18 protein-coding genes and 1 riboswitch are annotated in these 18230 nt (G+C 71.8%); of the genes, 3 read left to right on the top strand and 15 right to left on the bottom strand.

All coding sequences use genetic code 11. From position 1 onward, the window contains the following. Window positions 1-117 precede the first annotated feature (117 nt). From trpC to hisI, 5 genes are all read right to left on the bottom strand, one after another. Window positions 118-942 carry an indole-3-glycerol phosphate synthase TrpC gene (gene trpC / locus AC0Z9V_RS01300; RefSeq protein WP_208741021.1) on the bottom strand — a complete coding sequence of 275 codons (825 nt, stop codon included), beginning with the start codon at window positions 940-942 and terminating at the stop codon, window positions 118-120. Further along, the gene (locus tag AC0Z9V_RS01295; protein WP_133081835.1) at window positions 943-1248 is read right to left on the bottom strand and encodes an HGxxPAAW family protein; all 306 of its coding nucleotides are present in this window, start codon (window positions 1246-1248) and stop codon (window positions 943-945) included. 118 nt (window positions 1249-1366) lie between these two features. Next, window positions 1367-2296 (bottom strand): Trp biosynthesis-associated membrane protein, encoded by a 930-nt coding sequence (locus tag AC0Z9V_RS01290; RefSeq protein ID WP_485140481.1) that lies wholly within the window; start codon window positions 2294-2296, stop codon window positions 1367-1369. Then, window positions 2293-3846 (bottom strand): anthranilate synthase component I, encoded by a 1554-nt coding sequence (locus AC0Z9V_RS01285; RefSeq protein ID WP_485140480.1) that lies wholly within the window; start codon window positions 3844-3846, stop codon window positions 2293-2295. The genes AC0Z9V_RS01290 and AC0Z9V_RS01285 overlap by 4 nt, the downstream gene beginning before the upstream one ends. A 4-nt stretch (window positions 3847-3850) precedes the next feature. Beyond that, window positions 3851-4291: a phosphoribosyl-AMP cyclohydrolase gene (hisI, locus tag AC0Z9V_RS01280; protein WP_133081832.1), complete on the bottom strand. Its 441-nt coding sequence runs from the start codon at window positions 4289-4291 to the stop codon at window positions 3851-3853. A gap of 81 nt (window positions 4292-4372) precedes the next feature. Here hisI and AC0Z9V_RS01275 point away from each other — a divergent pair, with 81 nt between their 5' ends. Then, complete coding sequence (locus AC0Z9V_RS01275) at window positions 4373-5017, top strand: TIGR03085 family metal-binding protein (protein WP_485140479.1); 645 nt, start codon at window positions 4373-4375, stop codon at window positions 5015-5017. 181 nt (window positions 5018-5198) lie between these two features. On the opposite strand, the gene hisF is transcribed toward AC0Z9V_RS01275, so the two are convergent. The 9 genes from hisF to aspS all read right to left on the bottom strand — a co-directional run bounded on the left by hisF (window position 5199) and on the right by aspS (window position 13084). Further along, complete coding sequence (gene hisF / locus AC0Z9V_RS01270; RefSeq protein WP_208741014.1) at window positions 5199-5969, bottom strand: imidazole glycerol phosphate synthase subunit HisF; 771 nt, start codon at window positions 5967-5969, stop codon at window positions 5199-5201. A gap of 12 nt (window positions 5970-5981) precedes the next feature. Beyond that, complete coding sequence (hisG, locus tag AC0Z9V_RS01265; protein WP_485140478.1) at window positions 5982-6827, bottom strand: ATP phosphoribosyltransferase; 846 nt, start codon at window positions 6825-6827, stop codon at window positions 5982-5984. Between the two features lie 65 nt (window positions 6828-6892). Beyond that, entirely contained in the window at window positions 6893-7156 is a 264-nt protein-coding gene (locus tag AC0Z9V_RS01260) for a phosphoribosyl-ATP diphosphatase (RefSeq protein ID WP_133081828.1), read from the bottom strand. A gap of 71 nt (window positions 7157-7227) precedes the next feature. Beyond that, the gene (gene ribH / locus AC0Z9V_RS01255) at window positions 7228-7713 is read right to left on the bottom strand and encodes a 6,7-dimethyl-8-ribityllumazine synthase (RefSeq protein ID WP_485140477.1); all 486 of its coding nucleotides are present in this window, start codon (window positions 7711-7713) and stop codon (window positions 7228-7230) included. Window positions 7714-7780: 67 nt separating this feature from the next. Then, complete coding sequence (gene ribB, locus AC0Z9V_RS01250; RefSeq protein ID WP_485140476.1) at window positions 7781-8452, bottom strand: 3,4-dihydroxy-2-butanone-4-phosphate synthase; 672 nt, start codon at window positions 8450-8452, stop codon at window positions 7781-7783. After that, window positions 8449-9102: a riboflavin synthase gene (locus AC0Z9V_RS01245; protein WP_485140475.1), complete on the bottom strand. Its 654-nt coding sequence runs from the start codon at window positions 9100-9102 to the stop codon at window positions 8449-8451. Before AC0Z9V_RS01245 ends, ribB begins: the two co-directional genes overlap by 4 nt. 61 nt (window positions 9103-9163) lie before the next feature. Next, window positions 9164-10222 (bottom strand): bifunctional diaminohydroxyphosphoribosylaminopyrimidine deaminase/5-amino-6-(5-phosphoribosylamino)uracil reductase RibD, encoded by a 1059-nt coding sequence (gene ribD, locus AC0Z9V_RS01240; RefSeq protein ID WP_459267810.1) that lies wholly within the window; start codon window positions 10220-10222, stop codon window positions 9164-9166. Beyond that, complete coding sequence (gene pnuC, locus AC0Z9V_RS01235; RefSeq protein WP_133081823.1) at window positions 10219-10902, bottom strand: nicotinamide riboside transporter PnuC; 684 nt, start codon at window positions 10900-10902, stop codon at window positions 10219-10221. The genes ribD and pnuC overlap by 4 nt, the downstream gene beginning before the upstream one ends. A gap of 117 nt (window positions 10903-11019) precedes the next feature. After that, a riboswitch (FMN riboswitch) is annotated at window positions 11020-11161 on the bottom strand. A 150-nt stretch (window positions 11162-11311) separates the two neighbouring features. After that, window positions 11312-13084, bottom strand: coding sequence for an aspartate--tRNA ligase (gene aspS, locus AC0Z9V_RS01230; RefSeq protein ID WP_485140474.1), 1773 nt, complete (start codon window positions 13082-13084; stop codon window positions 11312-11314). 188 nt (window positions 13085-13272) lie between these two features. Here aspS and AC0Z9V_RS01225 point away from each other — a divergent pair, with 188 nt between their 5' ends. Beyond that, window positions 13273-14529 carry an APC family permease gene (locus AC0Z9V_RS01225; RefSeq protein WP_485140473.1) on the top strand — a complete coding sequence of 419 codons (1257 nt, stop codon included), beginning with the start codon at window positions 13273-13275 and terminating at the stop codon, window positions 14527-14529. Window positions 14530-14607: 78 nt separating this feature from the next. On the opposite strand, the gene hisS is transcribed toward AC0Z9V_RS01225, so the two are convergent. Then, window positions 14608-15936, bottom strand: coding sequence for a histidine--tRNA ligase (gene hisS / locus AC0Z9V_RS01220; RefSeq protein ID WP_485140472.1), 1329 nt, complete (start codon window positions 15934-15936; stop codon window positions 14608-14610). Window positions 15937-16439: 503 nt separating this feature from the next. Between hisS and AC0Z9V_RS01215 the strand changes: the two genes are divergently transcribed. Next, complete coding sequence (locus AC0Z9V_RS01215) at window positions 16440-18173, top strand: DUF349 domain-containing protein (RefSeq protein WP_485141260.1); 1734 nt, start codon at window positions 16440-16442, stop codon at window positions 18171-18173. Window positions 18174-18230: the final 57 nt, after the last annotated feature.

Genomic DNA, 18230 nt, shown 5'->3' with positions numbered 1-18230 from the left:
CGATGGCCGGCCCCTGTTTCGTGCTCGCTGTACTGCTGCCGGCTGAACTGCCGGCCGCGTCGGCGCCGGATTCCGGGCCTGCCCGTGTGCCCGGCCGGCCGCGGGTCCCGGCGTCGGTCAGGTGTGCGCTGCGGCCCTGTCCTGCAAGGCCGTGCGGCCTGACTCCTTGAACGCGTCGATCGTGGCGGCCGGATCGTTGTGCCGGACGAGTGCCTCCCCCACCAGGACGGCGTGCGCGCCGTGTCCTGCGTAGTCGGCGACATCGGCGGCGTCCCGCACGCCCGACTCGGCGATGACGACCGCGCCGGCGGGGACGAGGTGCGCGAGTTCCGCGAAGACCCCGCGGTCGATGTCGAGCGTCTTGAGGTTCCGGACGTTCACGCCGATGATGCGGGCCTCCGCGGCCGCGGCACGCCGCACCTCCTCCGCCGTGTGCGTCTCCACGATCGCGTTCATCCCGAGCCGGTGTGTCAGGGCCAGGAACGAGGTGAGCTCCTCGTCGGAGAGGGCCGCGACGATCAGGAGGACGACATCGGCTCCGTGGGCGCGCGCCTCCCAGATCTGGTACTCGTCCACCGTGAAGTCCTTGCGGAGCACGGGGAGGCCCACGGCGGCGCGGACGGCGTCGAGGTCGGCGAGCGATCCACCGAAACGCCGCTGCTCCGTCAGCACGGAGATGACGGCGGCACCGCCCTGTTCGTAGGACGCGGCGAGGGCCGCCGGATCGGCGATGTCGGCCAGGGCACCCTTGGACGGGCTGCTCCGCTTCACCTCGGCGATGACCGCCAGGGCATCGCCCCGGCCTGCCCCGAGCGCCTCGAAGGCGTCGAGCGGAGCGGGTGCGGCGAGGGCTGCGGCCCGGACGTCCTCGAGGGGAAGGCTACGGCGACGCTCCGCGAGGTCCTCGCGGACGCCGACGATGATGTCGTCGAGGACCGTCATCTAGTGGCCGTTGTTCTTGAGCTTCGATCCGCCCACGCCGTAGCCGATCCTGCGCATGATGAAGCCGACGATCAGGCCGACGAACATGATGCCGATGCCGACCCAGAAGAGCAGCGTGCCGAAATCGTGATTGCCCTCGGTGCTGGCGAGGATGTAGGCGAAGGAGGCGAGTGCGGCTCCGGCCAGCATGATGAACACGCAGGTCCACGCCGCGGGGCTGTTGCCGTGACCGATCGTCTCGTCGCCCATCTGGGCGTGGTTCGCGGGGGTGTTGCGGGTAGCGGAGGTGCGGGTCTCGGATGCCATGGAAATCTCCTTCGAACGGGTTCCGTTCCATTCTGCCATTGATGGCGTGACCCGGCGGAACGTGGATGGTGGTGGAGCCGGTGGACGGCGGCTCCGGGCGGCGTGGCCGGGGAAGAGGTCAGCGCGTCGGATCGTTGCCGCGCGAGAGCTCGTCCCAGCTGTCGATCTCGTCCGCGTGGGAGCTGGTGCGCCCTGTCGGCGTGCGGGCGGAGCCGGGGGCCTCGACCGGGCCGGTGCCCGGTACCGGGGGAGCGTCCTCGGCGCCGCTGCCGGAGCCGTCGGACACAGCACTGCCGGAACTGCCGGAACTGCCGGAACTGCCGGAACTGCCGGAACTGCCGGAACCGCCGTCGCGCCCTGCATCCTGCTCCGCCGTGGGCACCGACGGGGTAGGCGGGGTGGGCGGGGTCGACACGCCCGGCCCAGCCGTCCGCGCGGCGTCGTCGGAGACGGCGCCGGGGGCGACGTCACCGGTGGACGGGGCCGGCGCGCCGGGTCGGAGGCCGCCTCCAGGAGTCCGCCCGACCCGGGACGCGCCGGCGTCGTACCGCCGGTTCACCCCCCAGGTCCGGCCCGCCAGGACCACCCAGGCGGCGGCGAGTGCCACCAGGATCCCGGCCACGACGGCGAGCCAGGGCATGCCGGTCGCGCTCGCCTCGGCTCCGGTCAGGCCGCTGACACCGATGGCGGTGCCGATGGCCGGCTCTGCCGCTCCGGCGGGATCGAGGGCCACGGATGCGCTGGACAGTGCGATCCCGACGCCGGACAGCACGAGGATGACGGCGATGATCCAGCGCGCCACCCGGCCGGCGATCGAGACGGCGAGCGCCGCGGCCAGCGCCACGAGTGCGAACGCCGTCACGGGGGTCGCCGCGTCGCTGCCCGCGATGGCGAGGTCGGGCATCTGGACGGCATCCTGCGGCAGGCGCACCGAGAGCCAGGTCCGGGTCGTCGAGCCGAAGGCGAGCAGTGCGAGGACCACGATCCCCATCACCACGATTCCGCGGCGCGCGAAGCGGCGCGGTGCCGGTCCCTCCGCGGCGCTCACGGCACGTCCGCCGTCGCCGGGCGCAGGCCGGCCGCCGTGAGTGCCGCGCGCAGTGGCGCTGCTGCCTTGTTGACCGTCTCGAGTGCCTCGGCCTCGAGGACGGAGTCGGCGACGATCCCGCCGCCGGACTGCACATAGGCCTTCCCGTTCCGCAGGAGCGCGGAGCGGATGGCGATCGCCATGTCCATGTCCCCGGCGAAGTCCAGGTAGCCCACCACTCCCCCGTAGATGCCCCGCCGGTGGGGTTCCACCTCGTCGATGAGGCGCAGCGCGCGTGGCTTGGGTGCGCCGGAGAGCGTGCCGGCCGGGAAGGTCGCCGCCAGGACGTCGTAGGCGCTCCTGGCGGGCGAGAGCCTGCCGACCACGGTGGAGACGAGGTGCATGATGTGGCTGAACTTCTCGACCTCCATGAACTGCGTGACGTCGACGCTGCCCGGTACGCAGACCTTCGAGAGGTCGTTGCGCGCGAGGTCGACGAGCATGAGGTGCTCCGCCTTCTCCTTGGTGTCGGCGCGGAGCTCGACGGCGAGGTCGCGGTCCTCCTCGGTGGTCCTCCCGCGGGGGCGGGAACCGGCGATGGGGTGCGTGATGACCTCGTCGCCCGTGACCGTCACGAGGGCTTCGGGTGAACTGCCCACGATCGAGTAGCCCTGCCCCTCGGCGTCCTCGAGGCTGAACAGGTACATGTAGGGGCTCGGGTTCGTGGTGCGGAGGATGCGGTAGACGTCGAGGGCCGAGGCGTCGCACTCGATCTCGAAGCGGCGGCTGATGACCACCTGGAACACGTCGCCGTCCACGATGGCCCGCTTGCCGCGCTCGATCGCCTTCAGGTAGTCGGGCTCGAACCAGGACTCACGCACGCGGCCCATGGACGCCTCGGCTGTCGGCGCGTCCGGTGCCATGACGGACACGGCGAGCTCGGCGGGAGCCACGAGCGTGGCGAGCATCGCGCGGACCCGCGCGACGGCGTCGTGCCAGGCCTCGTCGACGCGCTCGTCCGTGCCGTCGAAGTTGATCGCATTCGCCACGAGGGTCAGGGAGCCCTCGGCGTTGTCGTGGATGGCCAGGTCGGAGACGAGGCACATCGCCAGCTCGGGCAGCAGCAGGTCGTCCTCGGGCGGGCTGGTGAGCCGCTCCCAGTGCCGGACGGCCTCCCAGCCCACGAAGCCGACCATGCCGGACGTGAACGGGGGCAGCTCCTCGAAGCGCTCCGTGCGGAGCGCCTCGACCGTGAGGCGCAGGGCCTCGACGGGGTCACCGCCCACCGGTACCCCCGCCGGCGGTTCACCCAGCCAGTGCGCCTCGCCGTCGCGGGTGGTCAGCGTGGCACGGGACCGCGCGCCGATGAAGGAGTAGCGCGACCACACCCCGCCCACGGCCGCGGACTCCATCAGGAACGTCCCGGGCTGCCCGGCTGCGAGCTTCCGGTAGATGCCGATGGGCGTGTGGGAGTCCGCGAGGACCTTGAGGTGCACGGGGACCACACGGCGGCCCTGGGCCAGCTCGCGGAATTCCTCGAGGGTGGGGCGGATCGTGCCCAGCTGCTCCATGGCGTCAGGGTCCTTTCACATCGGGACGGCCGGCGGTCACGGCGGGCAAGGCCCGGCCGTCGAAGCAGGTGCGCGTGCCGGTGTGGCAGGCCGCACCCTCCTGGTCGACCGTGACGAGCAGGGCATCGCCGTCGCAGTCCAGCGCGACGCCCCTGACCCACTGCCGGTGGCCGGAGGTGTCACCCTTGCGCCAGTACTCCGAGCGGGACCGCGAGTAGAAGGTCACACGGCCGCTCGTGAGCGTGCGGTGCAGCGCCTCCTCGTCCATCCACCCGAGCATCAGCACCTCGAGTGTGTCGTACTGCTGGACGACGGCGGCGACCAGGCCGGCGTCGTCCTTCTTCAGCGCTGCGGCGATGGCCGGGTCGAGGAGCGGACGCTCCTCCCCGGCGACGTCGGTCGGGGCAGCGGCGGGATTGTCCGGGGAGGAGGTGGAGGAAGGCATCACCTGTGATTCTAGTGCGGTCGACGGCGGGGCGCGGCGCACCTGCCCCGGCCGGTGTCCCCCGTGCTACTTTCAGCTGTGATGCACTACGTAACCCCGTCCCGCGAGGTCCTGGCCGAGACGCTGCTGGCAGCCGGCCCCGACGCACCGACCCTGTGCGAGGGCTGGCGGACACGCGACCTGGCCGCACACCTCTACCTCCGCGAGCACAAGCCTGCGCTGGGCGTCGGGATGGTGGTCCCGAGGCTGGCGGCCCTCACCGAGCGTGCGACGCGGGACATGGCCGAACGCGCCGCATCACCTGCCGGTTTCGAAGCGCTGGTGAACCGGTTCCTGGCGGGACCGCCCGCCCTCTCGCCGATGCGCATCAACCCGATCGACAAGAGCGTCAACCTGATCGAGTACTTCGTCCATACGGAGGACGTCCGCCGCGCCGGCACCCGATGGGCTCCACGCGCACTCGACGGGGACTACGCGGAGGCGCTCTGGGAGGAACTCGTCAAGCGTGCTGCGATCCTGTACCGCGGCGCGGACCTCGGCATCGTGCTGGTACGCCCGGGCGGTCCGCGGCACGTGGCCAAGCGCGCACCGGTCTCGGTGGCCATCGTCGGGGACCCCGGAGAACTCCTCCTGCACGCCCACGGCCGGCGCCGGCAGGCCTTGGTCACCTTCGAGGGTCAGCCGGACGCGGTCGCCCTGCTCGAGAGCGCCGACGTCGGCATCTGAAGCCGCCGCGCGGCTCCTGCGTCCACCGGCGCCTGGAGTGCGGACCGACCGCGCAGAGACTGCGGGCCGCGCTCCGATCGCGAGTACCCACCCATGGCGCTCACCAGTACACCGGCCTCACACCGACCTCGGCCGTGCCACCGCTCCGCCCCTGACCGGGGGCGGAGGATGGTCCGGACCGTCAGCGGACGGGGAACCCCGCAGCGCGGATGGCGGCCTTGACCTGCGCGATGGCGTCCACCGGGCCGAAGTGGAAGACGGACGCGGCGAGGACCGCGTCGGCGCCTGCCTCGACCGCCGGCGGGAAGTGCTCCGGCCTGCCGGCCCCGCCCGAGGCGATGAGCGGCACCCCGACGGCGGCACGGACGGCGCGGATGAGTTCCAGGTCGAAACCCTCCTTGGTGCCGTCGGCATCGATGGAGTTGAGCAGGATCTCGCCGACACCGCGGTCCGCCGCTTCCTTCGCCCACGCGACGGCGTCGATCCCGGTCCCCTTGCGGCCTCCGTAGGTGGTGACCTCGAAGCCCGACGGGGTGCTCGCGTCCCGGGTGCGCCGCGCGTCGAGCGAGAGCACGAGGACCTGCGCCCCGAAGTGGCCCGTAATCTCGTCGATGACGGAGGGGCGTGCGACGGCGGCCGTGTTGATGGACGCCTTGTCCGCACCGAAGCGCAGGAGGCGGTCGACGTCGGAGATCTCGCGCACGCCTCCGCCCACGGTCAGCGGGATGAAGACCTCCTCGGCGGTTCGGGCGACCACGTCGAAGGTCGTCTCGCGGTTGCCGGAGGACGCTGTGACGTCGAGGAAGGTCAGCTCGTCCGCGCCGGCGCGGTCGTAGCGGTGCGCGAGCTCGACGGGGTCACCGGCGTCGCGCAGGTCCTCGAAGTTGACGCCCTTGACGACGCGCCCGGCGTCGACGTCGAGGCAGGGGATGACGCGGACGGCGACGGTCATGGCTGTGCTCCCCTAGATCCGGCAGGCGTGGATGGTGCTGACGAGGATGGCGCGCGCGCCGAGTTCGTACAGCTCGTCCATGGTGCGGTTGGTCTGGTTCCGCCGGACCATGGACCGCACGGCGACCCACTCGGAGTCGCGCAGCGGCGAGACCGTCGGGGACTCGAGGCCCGGCGTCAGGGCGGCGGCCTCGTCGACGAGGTCCTTGCGGATGTCGTAGTCCATCATCACGTACTGGCGTGCCACGAGGACGCCCTGCAGGCGCCGCAGGAGCACGTCGAGCCCTGCGGGGGCCTCGACGCCCGCGCGGCCGATCAGCACGGCCTCGCTCTGGAGGATGGGGTCCCCGAAGATCTCCATCCCCGCGGCACGGAGTGTGTTGCCGGTCTCGACGACGTCGGCGATCGCGTCGGCCACGCCGAGGCGTACCGAGGACTCCACGGCACCGTCGAGCCTTACCACTGCGGCGCTGATGCCGCGCTCGGCGAGGTAGTCCTTGAGCAGGCCCTCGTAGCTCGTGGCGAGGCGCTTGCCCTCGAGCTGCTCGACTGTGGCGAAATCGCCCACCGGACCGGCGAAGCGGAAGGTCGACGCGCCGAACCCGAGCTGCAGGAGCTCCTCGGCCTGCACCTGCGCGTCGAGGAAGAGGTCCCGGCCGGTGATGCCGACGTCGAGCGTGCCCGAGCCGACGTACACGGCGATGTCACGGGGACGGAGGAAGAAGAACTCGATCTCGTTCTCGGGATCGACGAGCACGAGCTCCCGGGAATCACGGCGCTGGCGGTAGCCGGCCTCGGCGAGCATGGACGAAGCGGCCTCGGAGAGGGCGCCCTTGTTGGGGACTGCTACACGGAGCATTGGGGGTCTTTCGCTGGATCGGAGGGGTGGCACGCGGGAGCCGCGGGCGGGGTACGCCGGGGCGGCTAGAGATGCTTGTAGACGTCCTCCAGGGTGAGTCCCTTCGCCAGCATGAGGACCTGCAGGTGGTACAGCAGCTGGGAGATCTCCTCGGCGGCATCCTCGGTGGACTCGTACTCGGCGGCCATCCACACCTCGGCGGCCTCTTCGACGACCTTCTTGCCGATGCCGTGCACGCCTGAATCGAGCTCCGCGACGGTCCGCGATCCGGCGGGCCGCTCGGCGGCCTTCGCACTCAGTTCCTCGAACAGGGAATCAAAGGTTTTCACGTCCCCTAGGCTATCGGCTCGGCGGGCCGACCCGTTCCTCCGGCTCCCCGGTGTGACGGACGCCTCCGCGCTCACCGCGTCCACGATCGCAGGACGGCGGCCGTCGCCAGCGCCGCGGAGACCGCCTCGTGCCCCTTGTCCTCGGAGGAGCCCGGCAGGCCGGCGCGGTCGAGCCCCTGCTGTTCGGTGTCGCAGGTCAGCACACCGAAGCCCACCGGCACGCCCGTGCTGACGCTCACGTCCGTGAGGCCGGACGTCGCCGCCTGGCAGACGTACTCGAAATGGGGGGTGCCGCCCCGGATGACGACGCCGAGCGCTGCCACGGCGTCCACGTGCGGAGCGAGGCGTGCGGCGGCGACAGGCAGTTCGAAACTGCCGGGGACGCGGATCTCGGTCACCTCGGCTCCCGCCTCGGCTGCGGCACGGCGGGCGCCGTCGAGCAGACCGTCCATGATCTGCGTGTGCCAGCTGGCCGCGATGATCGCGAGACGCAGGGGGGCGCCCTCCTGCGTGGTCAGTCCGCTCATGTCGATGCTGGGTGCTCCGTGGCCGCTCATGGTTCTCCTTCGGTGGTGCTGATGCTGGGTGGGGTGGTTCGTCGGGTCGTGGTGGGGTGCCGCCGGCTCAGGCGCCGGCCGCGTCCGGCTGCTCGTCGACGTCGTCGCGGCCGTCGCGCTCCCCCAGGTACGCGACGAGGTCCTCGATGGAGACGAGCGGGATGCCGTGGTCGTCGGCGAAACGGCGCAGAGCGGGCAGACGCATCATGTCACCGTGGTCGTGCACCAGTTCCGCGATGACCGCGGCGGGCCGCTTGCCGGCGAGCCGGCTCAGTTCGACGCCGGCCTCGGTGTGTCCCTGCCGCTCGCGGACGCCGCCGGGGGCGGCGCGCAGCGGGAAGACGTGACCCGGCCGGGTGAGGTCCGAGGGGACGCTCGCCGGATCCGCGAGCACCGTCACGGTGCGGGCGCGGTCCGCGGCGCTGATCCCGGTGCTGACACCGGTCGCGGCGTCGCACGAGACCGTGTAGGCCGTGCCCTTCGAGTCCTCGTTCACGGCGGTCATCGGTGGCAGGAGGAGACGGTCCGCGTCCTCGGTCAACAGCGGCACGCACAGGACGCCCGACGTCCAGCGCACGGTCCAGCCCACCAGTTCGGGTGTGGCGTCCTGGGCGGCGAACACGATGTCGCCCTCGTTCTCACGGTCCTCGTCGTCGACGACGACGACGGCGCGTCCCGCGGCGATGGCCTCGACGGCGTCCCCGATGGGGTCCAGCCGGATGCCTCCTGCAGCGCTCACTGCCCGCCTCCGGCGTCCGTGCCCGACCGCGCATCCACGGCGGCGAAGCCGAGGAGCCGTTCGGCGTACTTCGCGAGCACGTCCATCTCGAGGTTGACGGGGTCGCCGAGGGACTTGGCCCCGAGGCCGGTCTCCTTGAGGGTGGTCGGGATCAGCCCGACCTCGAACCACTGCTCCGGTTCGTCGGGTGCGCTGACGGCGGTGACGGTCAGCGAGACACCGTCGATGGCCACCGAGCCCTTCTCCGCCGCGTACCGGCCGAGTTTCGCCGGGAGGCCGAAGCGGAGCCGGTGCCAGGCGCCCAGGTCCTCGCGTTCCAGCAGCACCCCGAGGCCGTCCACGTGGCCCTGCACGACATGCCCGTCGAGGCGGCCCCCGGCCGGGACGCAGCGCTCGAGGTTGACGGGCGCCCCCGGTTGCAGCTCGCCGGTGGTGGTCCGGCGGAGGGTCTCCCCCATGACGTCGACGCCGACTCGTCCGCCGTCGAGCGTCACGGCCGTCAGGCACACGCCGTTGACGGCGATGGACGCGCCGGGGGTGAGGTCCTGGCCGGTCTGCGGCGCCTCGAAGACGAGGAGGCCGCTCTCGCCGTCGGGCGCGAGCTCGAGTGAGACCACGCTGCCCTGCTCGGACACGATTCCTGTGAACACTGGTACTTCCTTCGGCTGGAGGTCGGGACTGGGGATGGGGCTGGGGATGGGGCTGGAGAGGTCAGGGGCCGGTGGACGGTGGCCGCAGATGCATCCGGACGTCCGGGCCCAGCTGCTGGATGCCGGGCCCCCCGGCATCGTCGAGGGCCCACCGGGCGGCGGCTTCGAGGGTGCCCACGCCCAGGTCGGGGAACGCCGGTGCGCCGTCACCGAGGACCAGCGGGGCGACGTAGCTGAACAGCTCGTCCACCACGCCCTCCCGGAGGAAGGCGGAGGCGACGCGGGGTCCGCCCTCGACCAGGAGGTGGCGGACTCCCCTGCCGAACAGCTCGTCGAGCACCTCCCGCACGTCCCGCGTCGGCAGGTGGAGGAAGCCCGGCCCCCTGATCGCGGCGTCTTCGGGTACGGCGGTGCGCCCCATCACGACGCGCAGGCCCTTACCCGGGGTCGGGGTCGCTGCGGGGGCGCCGCGGGGCGTGAGGCGGGGGTCGTCGGCGAGGAGGGTACCCGTGCCCACCAGGACGGCGTCGGCGAGGGCACGGATCCGGTGGCCGTCCGCGCGCGCCTGCGGACCGGTGATCCACTGGCTCGTCCCGTCCACGGCCGCGACCCGGCCGTCGAGCGACTGCGCGGACTTGAGCGTGACGAACGGTCGGGCTCCAGCGAGGGCTGCGGCCCAGCGTGCGTTGAGCCGGCGGGAGCGGTCGGCGTCGAGACCGCCGACGCAGTCGACGCCCGCTCCGCGGAGCCGCTGCGCTCCCCCCGCAGCCGGCCCGTTGACGTCGGCGGCGGCGTACACGACGCGTGCGACACCCGCGTCGATGAGGGCCTCGCTGCAGGGGCCCGTCCGGCCGGTGTGGTTGCACGGTTCGAGGGTGACCACCACGGTGGCGCCGCGCGGGTCGCCGCCCCGACGACGGACGTCGGCGAGGGCCGCCGGTTCGGCGTGCGGCGTGCCCGCGCCCCTGTGGTGGCCCTCGCCGAGGAGTGCGCCGTCGGCCGAGAGCACGACGGCGCCGACGAGGGGGTTGGCGCCGCGCACTCCCTGCGCTGCGAGGTCCAGGGCGCGGCCCATCGCCTCCGACTCTGCCGTGGTCACGGCCGGCGTCGTCGTGCTCATCGCAGGGTCGGATCCGGCAGGAGCGTCTCGATGCTCGGCTTGGCAGTGCGCTGGGCGCGTGCCCAGACGAAGAAGCCGACCAGGGTGAAGGCACCGTAGAAGATGTACATGAAGGCGCTCGCGTAGTAGCCGGCGCTGAAGAGGAGGGGCACGCCGACGATGTCGACGGCGACCCAGACGAGCCAGAACTCGACCCAGCCCTTCGCCATGCCGTAGGTGGCGAGCAGGGAGCCGACGAAGGTCCAGGCATCGGCCCAGACCGGCTCGTAGGAGCCGAGCACGCGGAAGAGCGGCGTCAGCGCGAACGTGCCGACCACCAGGAAGGCGACCATGCCGAGGCGCGCCCGGGTGCCGGCCCACTGAGGCGTGACGGCCTGCCCGCCGCTGTGCCTGCTGGCCTGCCACTGACGCCAGCCGTAGATCGAGACGGCGATGAACATGACCTGGCGTCCCGCCTGGCCGAGGAGGTTCGCTGCACTGGCGGCACCGAAGAGGGAGCCGAGGAACACCGTCAGGAGGAGGAGGTTGCCGACGATGCCGACGGGCCATGCCCAGACCCTGCGGCGCATCCCGCCGAGGGCGCTGAGGAGGCCGAACACATTGCCGACCACTTCACGCGCCAGGAGGGAACCGTCGCCTACCGGGATGCGGGCTTCGAAGAGCCACTGCAGAAAGTCCATGCCGATCCTTCGCCGATACGACGGCTCCGGGCAATGGCAGCAGGAGGGCACCCTCCCGCGGGCGATGCCGCCGAAGGCGCTGCGGCCCGTGGTGCGGGCAGCGGCGAGCCCCTGCTGTTCGTGCTTCTCCCATCCAGACTTTGACTGTCGGTCCCGGAATTCCACCGGCTCAACCGCCGCCGTCCCGCGGGTGCGGAACGAGGAACGGGTCGCGGACTATCACCGCCGGTTCGGACTCACACCGACCCCGGAGCACGTACTGCTCCCAGTATTTCACAGGCGGGCCGCAGGTCCGGGCCCGTCGTCACAATTCTTCCGACAGCGATCGGACGGCAGGACGCGGTGCGGACACGACAGGGCACCCCGTGCGGAGTGCCCTGTCCCGGTGCTGCCAGACCTCGCCGTCCGATCAGCCCTCGGTGGCGGCCTTCGGCTTGGCGTCGACGCCGGCCTCCCTGCGCTGCTGCGGCGTGATCGGCGCGGGCGCGGCCGTCAGCGGGTCGTATCCGCCGCCGGACTTCGGGAAAGCGATGACGTCGCGGATCGAGTCCGTGCCTGCCAGCAGGGAGACCACGCGGTCCCAGCCGAGCGCGATGCCGCCGTGGGGAGGCGCACCGTACTTGAAGCCCTCGAGGAGGAAGCCGAACTTCTCCTGGGCTTCCTCGGCGCCGAGGCCCATGACGGCGAACACGCGCTCCTGCACGTCGCGCTGGTGGATACGGATGGATCCGCCGCCGAGCTCGTTGCCGTTGCAGACGATGTCGTAGGCGTACGCCAGGGCGTTCTCGGGGTCGGTGTCGAAGGTGTCGAGGAACTCCGGCTTCGGGGACGTGAACGCGTGGTGGACGGCCGTCCACGCTCCTCCGCCGACGGCGACGTCGCCCGCGGCGACCGCAGCCGAGGCGGGCTCGAACATGGGTGCGTCGACCACCCACACGAAGGCCCAGTCGCCCTCCTTGATGAGCCCCGTACGTCGCCCGATCTCGACGCGCGCAGCGCCGAGGATGGCGCGCGAGGACGTCCTGTCCCCCGCGGCGAAGAAGATGCAGTCGCCGGGGGCAGCACCGACGGCGGCCGCGAGGCCGTCCCGCTCGGTATCCGTCAGGTTCTTGGCGACCGGGCCCCGGAGGCTGCCGTCGTCGTCGATCAGGACGTAGGCGAGGCCCTTGGCGCCGCGCTGCTTCGCCCACTCCTGCCAGGCGTCGAGCTGGCGGCGGGGCTGGGATCCCCCGCCGGGCATGACCACGGCGCCGACGTAGGGCGCCTTGAAGACGCCGAACCCGGTGTCCTTGAAGAACTCGGTCAGCTCGGTCAGTTCGAGGCCGAAACGGAGGTCCGGCTTGTCCGAGCCGTACTTCGCCATCGCGTCCGCGTAGGTCATGCGGCGGATCGGGAGCGGGATCTCGACGTCGATGAGCTTCCACAGGGCGGACACCAGCTGCTCGCCGAGGGCGATGATGTCGTCCTGCTCGACGAAGCTCGCCTCGATGTCGAGCTGCGTGAACTCGGGCTGGCGGTCGGCGCGGAAGTCCTCGTCCCGGTAGCAGCGCGCGAGCTGGTAGTACTTCTCGAACCCGCCGACCTGCAGCAGCTGCTTGAACAGCTGGGGCGACTGGGGCAGGGCGTACCAGGAGCCGGGTGCGAGCCGGGCGGGTACCAGGAAGTCGCGGGCACCCTCGGGCGTGGAGCGTGTTAGCGTCGGCGTCTCGATCTCCACGAAGCCGTCCCCGTGCAGCAGTTCGCGTGCCACGCGGCTGGCCTCGGAGCGCAGGCGCAGGTTGGCCTGGGGGCCGGGACGGCGGAGGTCGAGGTAGCGGTGGCGCAGGCGCGCCTCCTCGCCGACCTCGACGTGCTCGTCGATCTGGAACGGCAGCGGGTCGGAGGTGTTGAGGATGGTCACGGTGTCCGCGATGACCTCGATCGCCCCCGTGGGCAGGGCGGGGTTCTCGTTGCCCTCGGGGCGCTGCTGGACACTGCCGACGATCTGGAGGACGTACTCGTTGCGCAGGCTGGAGAACACATCCTCCTCGCGCACCACCACCTGGGCGACGCCTGAAGCGTCACGGAGGTCGAGGAACGCCACCCCGCCGTGGTCGCGGCGGCGGGCCACCCAGCCCGCCAGGGTGACCGTCTGTCCTACGTGCTCGGGCCGAAGGGAGCCCAGTTCATGCGTGCGGAGCACAGCATTCCTTCCCACAGATCTGTTTCGATGAGTCGCAGGCCAGCTGCACCTGCCTAGAGTTGGTTCAAGCCCGACCAACTTTACCGGTCCGGTCCGGCGGGTCGGACCGTCGCCCCCGACGGCGGCGTCCGGCCCTCGTACCGCCGGTGCTCCGACGCCGCGTACCGCGTCCGACCCCGAGGAGAACCGTGTCCCAGCCCCCGGAACTGCGCCGAGCCATGGGCGGCTTCGACGCCACCACCGTCGGGATCGGCGCGATGATCGGCGCAGGCGCCTTCGTGGTCTTCGCCCCGGCAGCAGCCGCCGCCGGCTCGCTCCTGCCCCTCGCCGTGGTCCTCGCGGGTCTCGTCGCCTACTGCAACGCGTCGGCGACGGCCGCCCTGGCTGTCCGGTACCCCTCGAGCGGTGGGGTCTATCTGTACGGACGGGAGCGCCTGGGACCCTGGCCCGGCTTCCTCGCCGGCTGGGGCTTCGTCACGGGCAAGCTCGCCTCCTGCGCCGCCATGGCGCTGACCTTCGGCCTCTATGCCGCGCCGGGCGCGGAGAAGGCCGCCGCGGTGGCCGCCGTCGTCGCACTGACGACGGTGAACCTCTTCGGGATCACGCGGACGGCCCTCGCCACACGCGTCATCGTCTCGCTCGTGCTGCCGGTCCTCGCCTTCGTGATCGTCGTCGGATTCACCTCCCCGGCGGCGTCGGTGGACGCCGTGCCGGCAGGGGCAGGGGGCGTGCTCCAGGCCTCGGCGCTGCTCTTCTTCGCCTTCGCGGGGTACGCCCGGATCGCGACGATGGGCGAGGAGGTCCGGGAACCACGCAGGAACATCCCTGCAGCGATCCTCGGCGCGCTCGGGGTGACGCTGGTGCTGTACCTGCTGCTGGCGCTCTCCCTCCTGCACGCTCTCGGGCCCGAGGGCCTGGCCGGCACGACCACGCCGCTCCGGGACGTCATGGACGTCGGGGTCCCCGGCGAAGGATCGATGGGGCGGGGCGGTGCCGTCGTGACCCTCGCGGCGGCACTCGCCAGCCTCGGCGCACTGCTCGCCCTCATCGCGGGCGTCGGCCGCACGAGCCTCGCCATGGCCCGCGGCGGCGACCTGCCGAGGGTCCTCGCCCGCATCTCGGTCCGGCACTCCGTACCCTGGGTGGCCGACCTCGCGACGGCCGTCATCGTCGGAGCCCTCCTGCTCGCCACGGATGTGCTGACCGTGGTCGGGTTCTCCAGTTTCGGCGTCCTGCTGTACTACGCGATCGCGAACATCTCGGCGCTCACGCTCCGCGAACGCCCGTGGTACTCCCCGCGCTGGCTCAACGGTGTGGGTGCGCTCGGCTGCCTCATCCTCGCGTTCACGCTGCCGGCGGCGTCGGTGCTGACCATGGTCGCGGTGCTCGCCGCGGGGGTGGCCGTCCGCGCCGTCGTCCTGGCCGCGCGGCGGCGGGCTGCCTGAACGGCATCTGAGGAGCGCCGCCCGACGGCACGATGGGGACCTGGGACCGCAGCGGCACCGGCGGAGTGCCGGGCGGGCTCAGGCGGTGGCGACCACCGGGCGCAGGTCCGCGGCCGGCGGGGACCACGACGCGGGGTCGGCGGACACCTGCTCGCCGGACCGGATGTCCTTCACCTCGTGCGCACCGTCCGGCGAGGTGAACCACACGAAGGGGATGCCGCGGCGGTCGGCGAACTTGATCTGCTTCCCGAACTTCTCGGCGCTCGCGGCGACCTCGGCGGAGATCCCCCGGCTCCTCAGCGCAGCGGCGACGTCCTGTGCCTCGGACCACGAGTCGTCGTCCGCGAGCGTCACCAGCACAGCCGTGGGGACGGGACGGGAGACCGTGGCGAAACCCTGGCTGAGGATCCGCGACACGATGCGGGTCACGCCGATGGACAGCCCGACGCCGGGGAACGTGCGGTTGCCCTTGCGCGCCAGGGCGTCGTAGCGCCCGCCGGAGCAGATCGAGCCGAGGCCCTCGTGTCCGTTCAGGACCGTCTCGTAGACGGTGCCCGTGTAGTAGTCGAGACCGCGGGCGATGCTGAGGTCCGCGACGACCCGGCCCGGCGCACGCCGCGACGCCTCGCCGACGACCTGCCGGAGTTCCTCGAGGCCCTCCTCGAGCAGCTCGCCGGAGATGCCGAGGCTGCGGACGCGGTCCACGAAGGAGGTGTCGGCGGTGCGGATGGCGGCGAGTTCGAGTGCAAGCCTCACCTGCTCGTCATCGGCGCCGACCTCCTCGCGCAGCAGGGCACCCACCTTCTCCGCGCCGATCTTCTCGAGCTTGTCGATGCTCCGCAGGACGGCGGCCGTGTCCTCGAGTCCGATACCGCGATAGAACCCCTCGGTGAGCTTGCGGTTGTTGACGCGCAGCGTGAAGTCGGGGATCGGAAGCGCACCGAGGGCCTCGACGACGGCGAGGGCGAGTTCGACGTCGTACCGGAACGGCAGCACGCCGTCACCCACGACGTCGATGTCCGCCTGGGTGAACTCGCGGGCGCGGCCCTCCTGCGGCCGCTCCCCGCGCCAGCACTTCTGGATCTGGAACCGCCGGAAGGGGAAGGCGAGGTAGCCGGCGTTCTCGACGACGTAGCGGGCGAACGGAACCGTCAGGTCGTAGTGCAGCGCGAGTCCGCTCTCGGAGGCGGACGCCTCGTCGGCCTGGAGGCGGGACACGGCGTACACCTCCTTGTCGATCTCACCCTTGCGCAGCAGGTGCTCCACCGTCTCGACGGCACGCGTCTCGATGCTCGAGAAGCCGTGGAGCTCGAAGGTCCGCTGGAGCACCTCGAGGACGTGGAGCTCGATCAGGCGCTCCTCCGGCAGCCATTCGGGAAAGCCTGACAGTGATGCCTTGCGGGCCATGGGGTGGGTCTCCTCCGGGGCGGGGTGTGCCGGCCGGCGCCCGGGCAGGGCGGCCGGCCGGTTCTGCGGCCTCAATCCTAGGTGCCGCGGGTGGTCCGCGGGAAAAGCACCGAGCGGGGACGCCGCCCGCCGTCCAGCGGGAGGCTCCTCTACCCGCTCCGGGACGCGGGTGGAGGACCAGTGGGTAAAGTAACCTCAGGGCAGGTTCCGTGATGTTCCTGGATCCTGCAGAAAATGGCCCCGGCGTTGCTCACGGCCATCCGACGAGCGAAAGACTTCTAGCGGTGACAGACAGTCAGCAATCCGACGAAACGACCATCAGCGGAGCTCCCCAGCAGGACAGCGGGACGGACGACGGTATTCATGCCCCGTCCGCCGGCGATGGTTCGGACACCTCCACGGACGGGTCCCCCGCCGCCGTGACCGGAGCCGCCCCGCAGGACGGACCCGACGCCGGGCCCGCCGCCGACGAGGTGGATGCCCCCGCTGTCGATCCGTCCGGAATGGCGGATGCCCTCGCAGCCGATCCAGCGGACGCGGCCGACACCGCCGTGGCGGATCCCGCCGCCGACGCCGCCGTGGCGGATTCAGCAGGCGACGCCGATGCCGCCGTGTCGGATCCAGCAGGCAAGGCCGACGCCGCCGTGTCGGATCCCGTAGCCGACGCCGACGCCGCCGTGGCGGATGCCGCCGGCACCGCGGAAGCGGAGGCCTCTGCGCCTCCGGCGGAAGGATCCGCGGACCCCGTGGACTCCTCCGACGACGACATGCGCTCACCGGAGGACACGGACGTGCCGGCCGAGGCGGCAGAGGGGACGACCGGGACGATCGAGCAGGCTGTGCCCCTGGCGCCCGAGCCTGCCCCGCTGAGCACGCCGTCGCCCCGCCTGACCGCTCCCCGCCCGCCGCTGCCGACGGCGATGGCCCCGCGTCCGGCGAAGAAGGCCGCACAGCCCGTGGCAGCACCCCCGGCCCACAGCACCTCCCTCGAGGAGGCGGGCAGATTCGCGCGCGTGGAGGAGGACGGCCACGTCTTCCTCCTCGTGGAGGGGGACGAGCACGCCGTCGGCCAGTACCCGGACGCCACGCGTGAAGAGGCGCTGGCCTACTTCGTCAGGAAGTACGACGACGTCGTCAGCCAGGTCGCCCTGCTCGAGCAACGCGTGCATGCGAAGGCGCCGTCCTCGGACATGGCGAAGACGGCCAAGCACCTGCGTGCGCAGGTCGGCGAACGGAAGATGGTCGGAGACGTCCTGGCCCTCGAGGCGCGGATCGATGCGCTGCTCGGCGCCATCAGCGGGCTCGAGAAGGCCGAACGCGCGGTGCAGGACGAGCTGAAGGCGAAGGAGCTCGCGGCCCGCGAGGCGATCGTCGCCGAAGCCGAGGAACTGGCCGGCAGGGACCCCTCCACCGTGCAGTGGAAGGCGAGCAGCACCCGCATGAACGAGTTGTTCGAGCTGTGGAAGGCGGCGCAGAAGAACGGGCCGAGGCTGGGCCGCGGCACGGAGGATGCGCTCTGGAAGCGGTTCCGGTCGGCACGCACGGTCTTCGACCGGCACCGGCGCGCCTACTTCTCCCAGCTCGACAGCGACAACGCCGAGGCGAAGCAGGCGAAGGAAGCCCTCATCAAGCGCGCCGAGCAGCTCGCGGACTCGACGGACTGGGGCCACACCGCCGCCGAGTACCGGCGCCTGATGGACGAGTGGAAGGCATCCAAGCGCGCCAGCCGCAAGGACGACGACGCCCTCTGGGCCCGTTTCCGCGCGGCGCAGGACCGCTTCTTCGAGGCCCGGAAGGCAGCCAACGAAGCCGTCGACGAGGAGTACGCGGGCAACCTGACGGCCAAGGAGGCACTGCTGAAGGAAGCCCAGCAGATCCTGCCCATCAGGGACCTCGCTGCAGCCAAGAAGGCACTGCAGTCCGTGCGTGACCGCTGGGACGAGGCAGGCAAGGTCCCCCGCGCCGACATGGGGCGCATCGACGGTGCCCTGCGGCAGGTCGAGGACGCCGTGAAGGCTGCCGACGACGAGCACTGGACGAAGACGAACCCCGAGACGAAGGCACGCACCAACAGTGCGCTCGCCCAGCTCGAGGCGACGATCGCGCAGCTCAGGGACGACCTCGCCGATGCCGAGCGCGCGGGGAACGCCAAGAAGATCGCCTCCGCACGGGAAGCGCTGGCGGCACGCGAGCAGTGGCTCGAGATGCTGCAGAAGTCGGCCCAGGACTTCTCCTGAGCCCATCCCTCCCGTCCGTCCGCGGACAGGACCGAGCCCCCCGGCACCGTTGTCCAC

The organism is Arthrobacter sp. UYP4 (assembly GCF_057291175.1).
The sequence above is the reverse complement of the archived record's forward strand: the minus strand, read 5'-3'. Positions and strand labels throughout refer to the sequence as shown.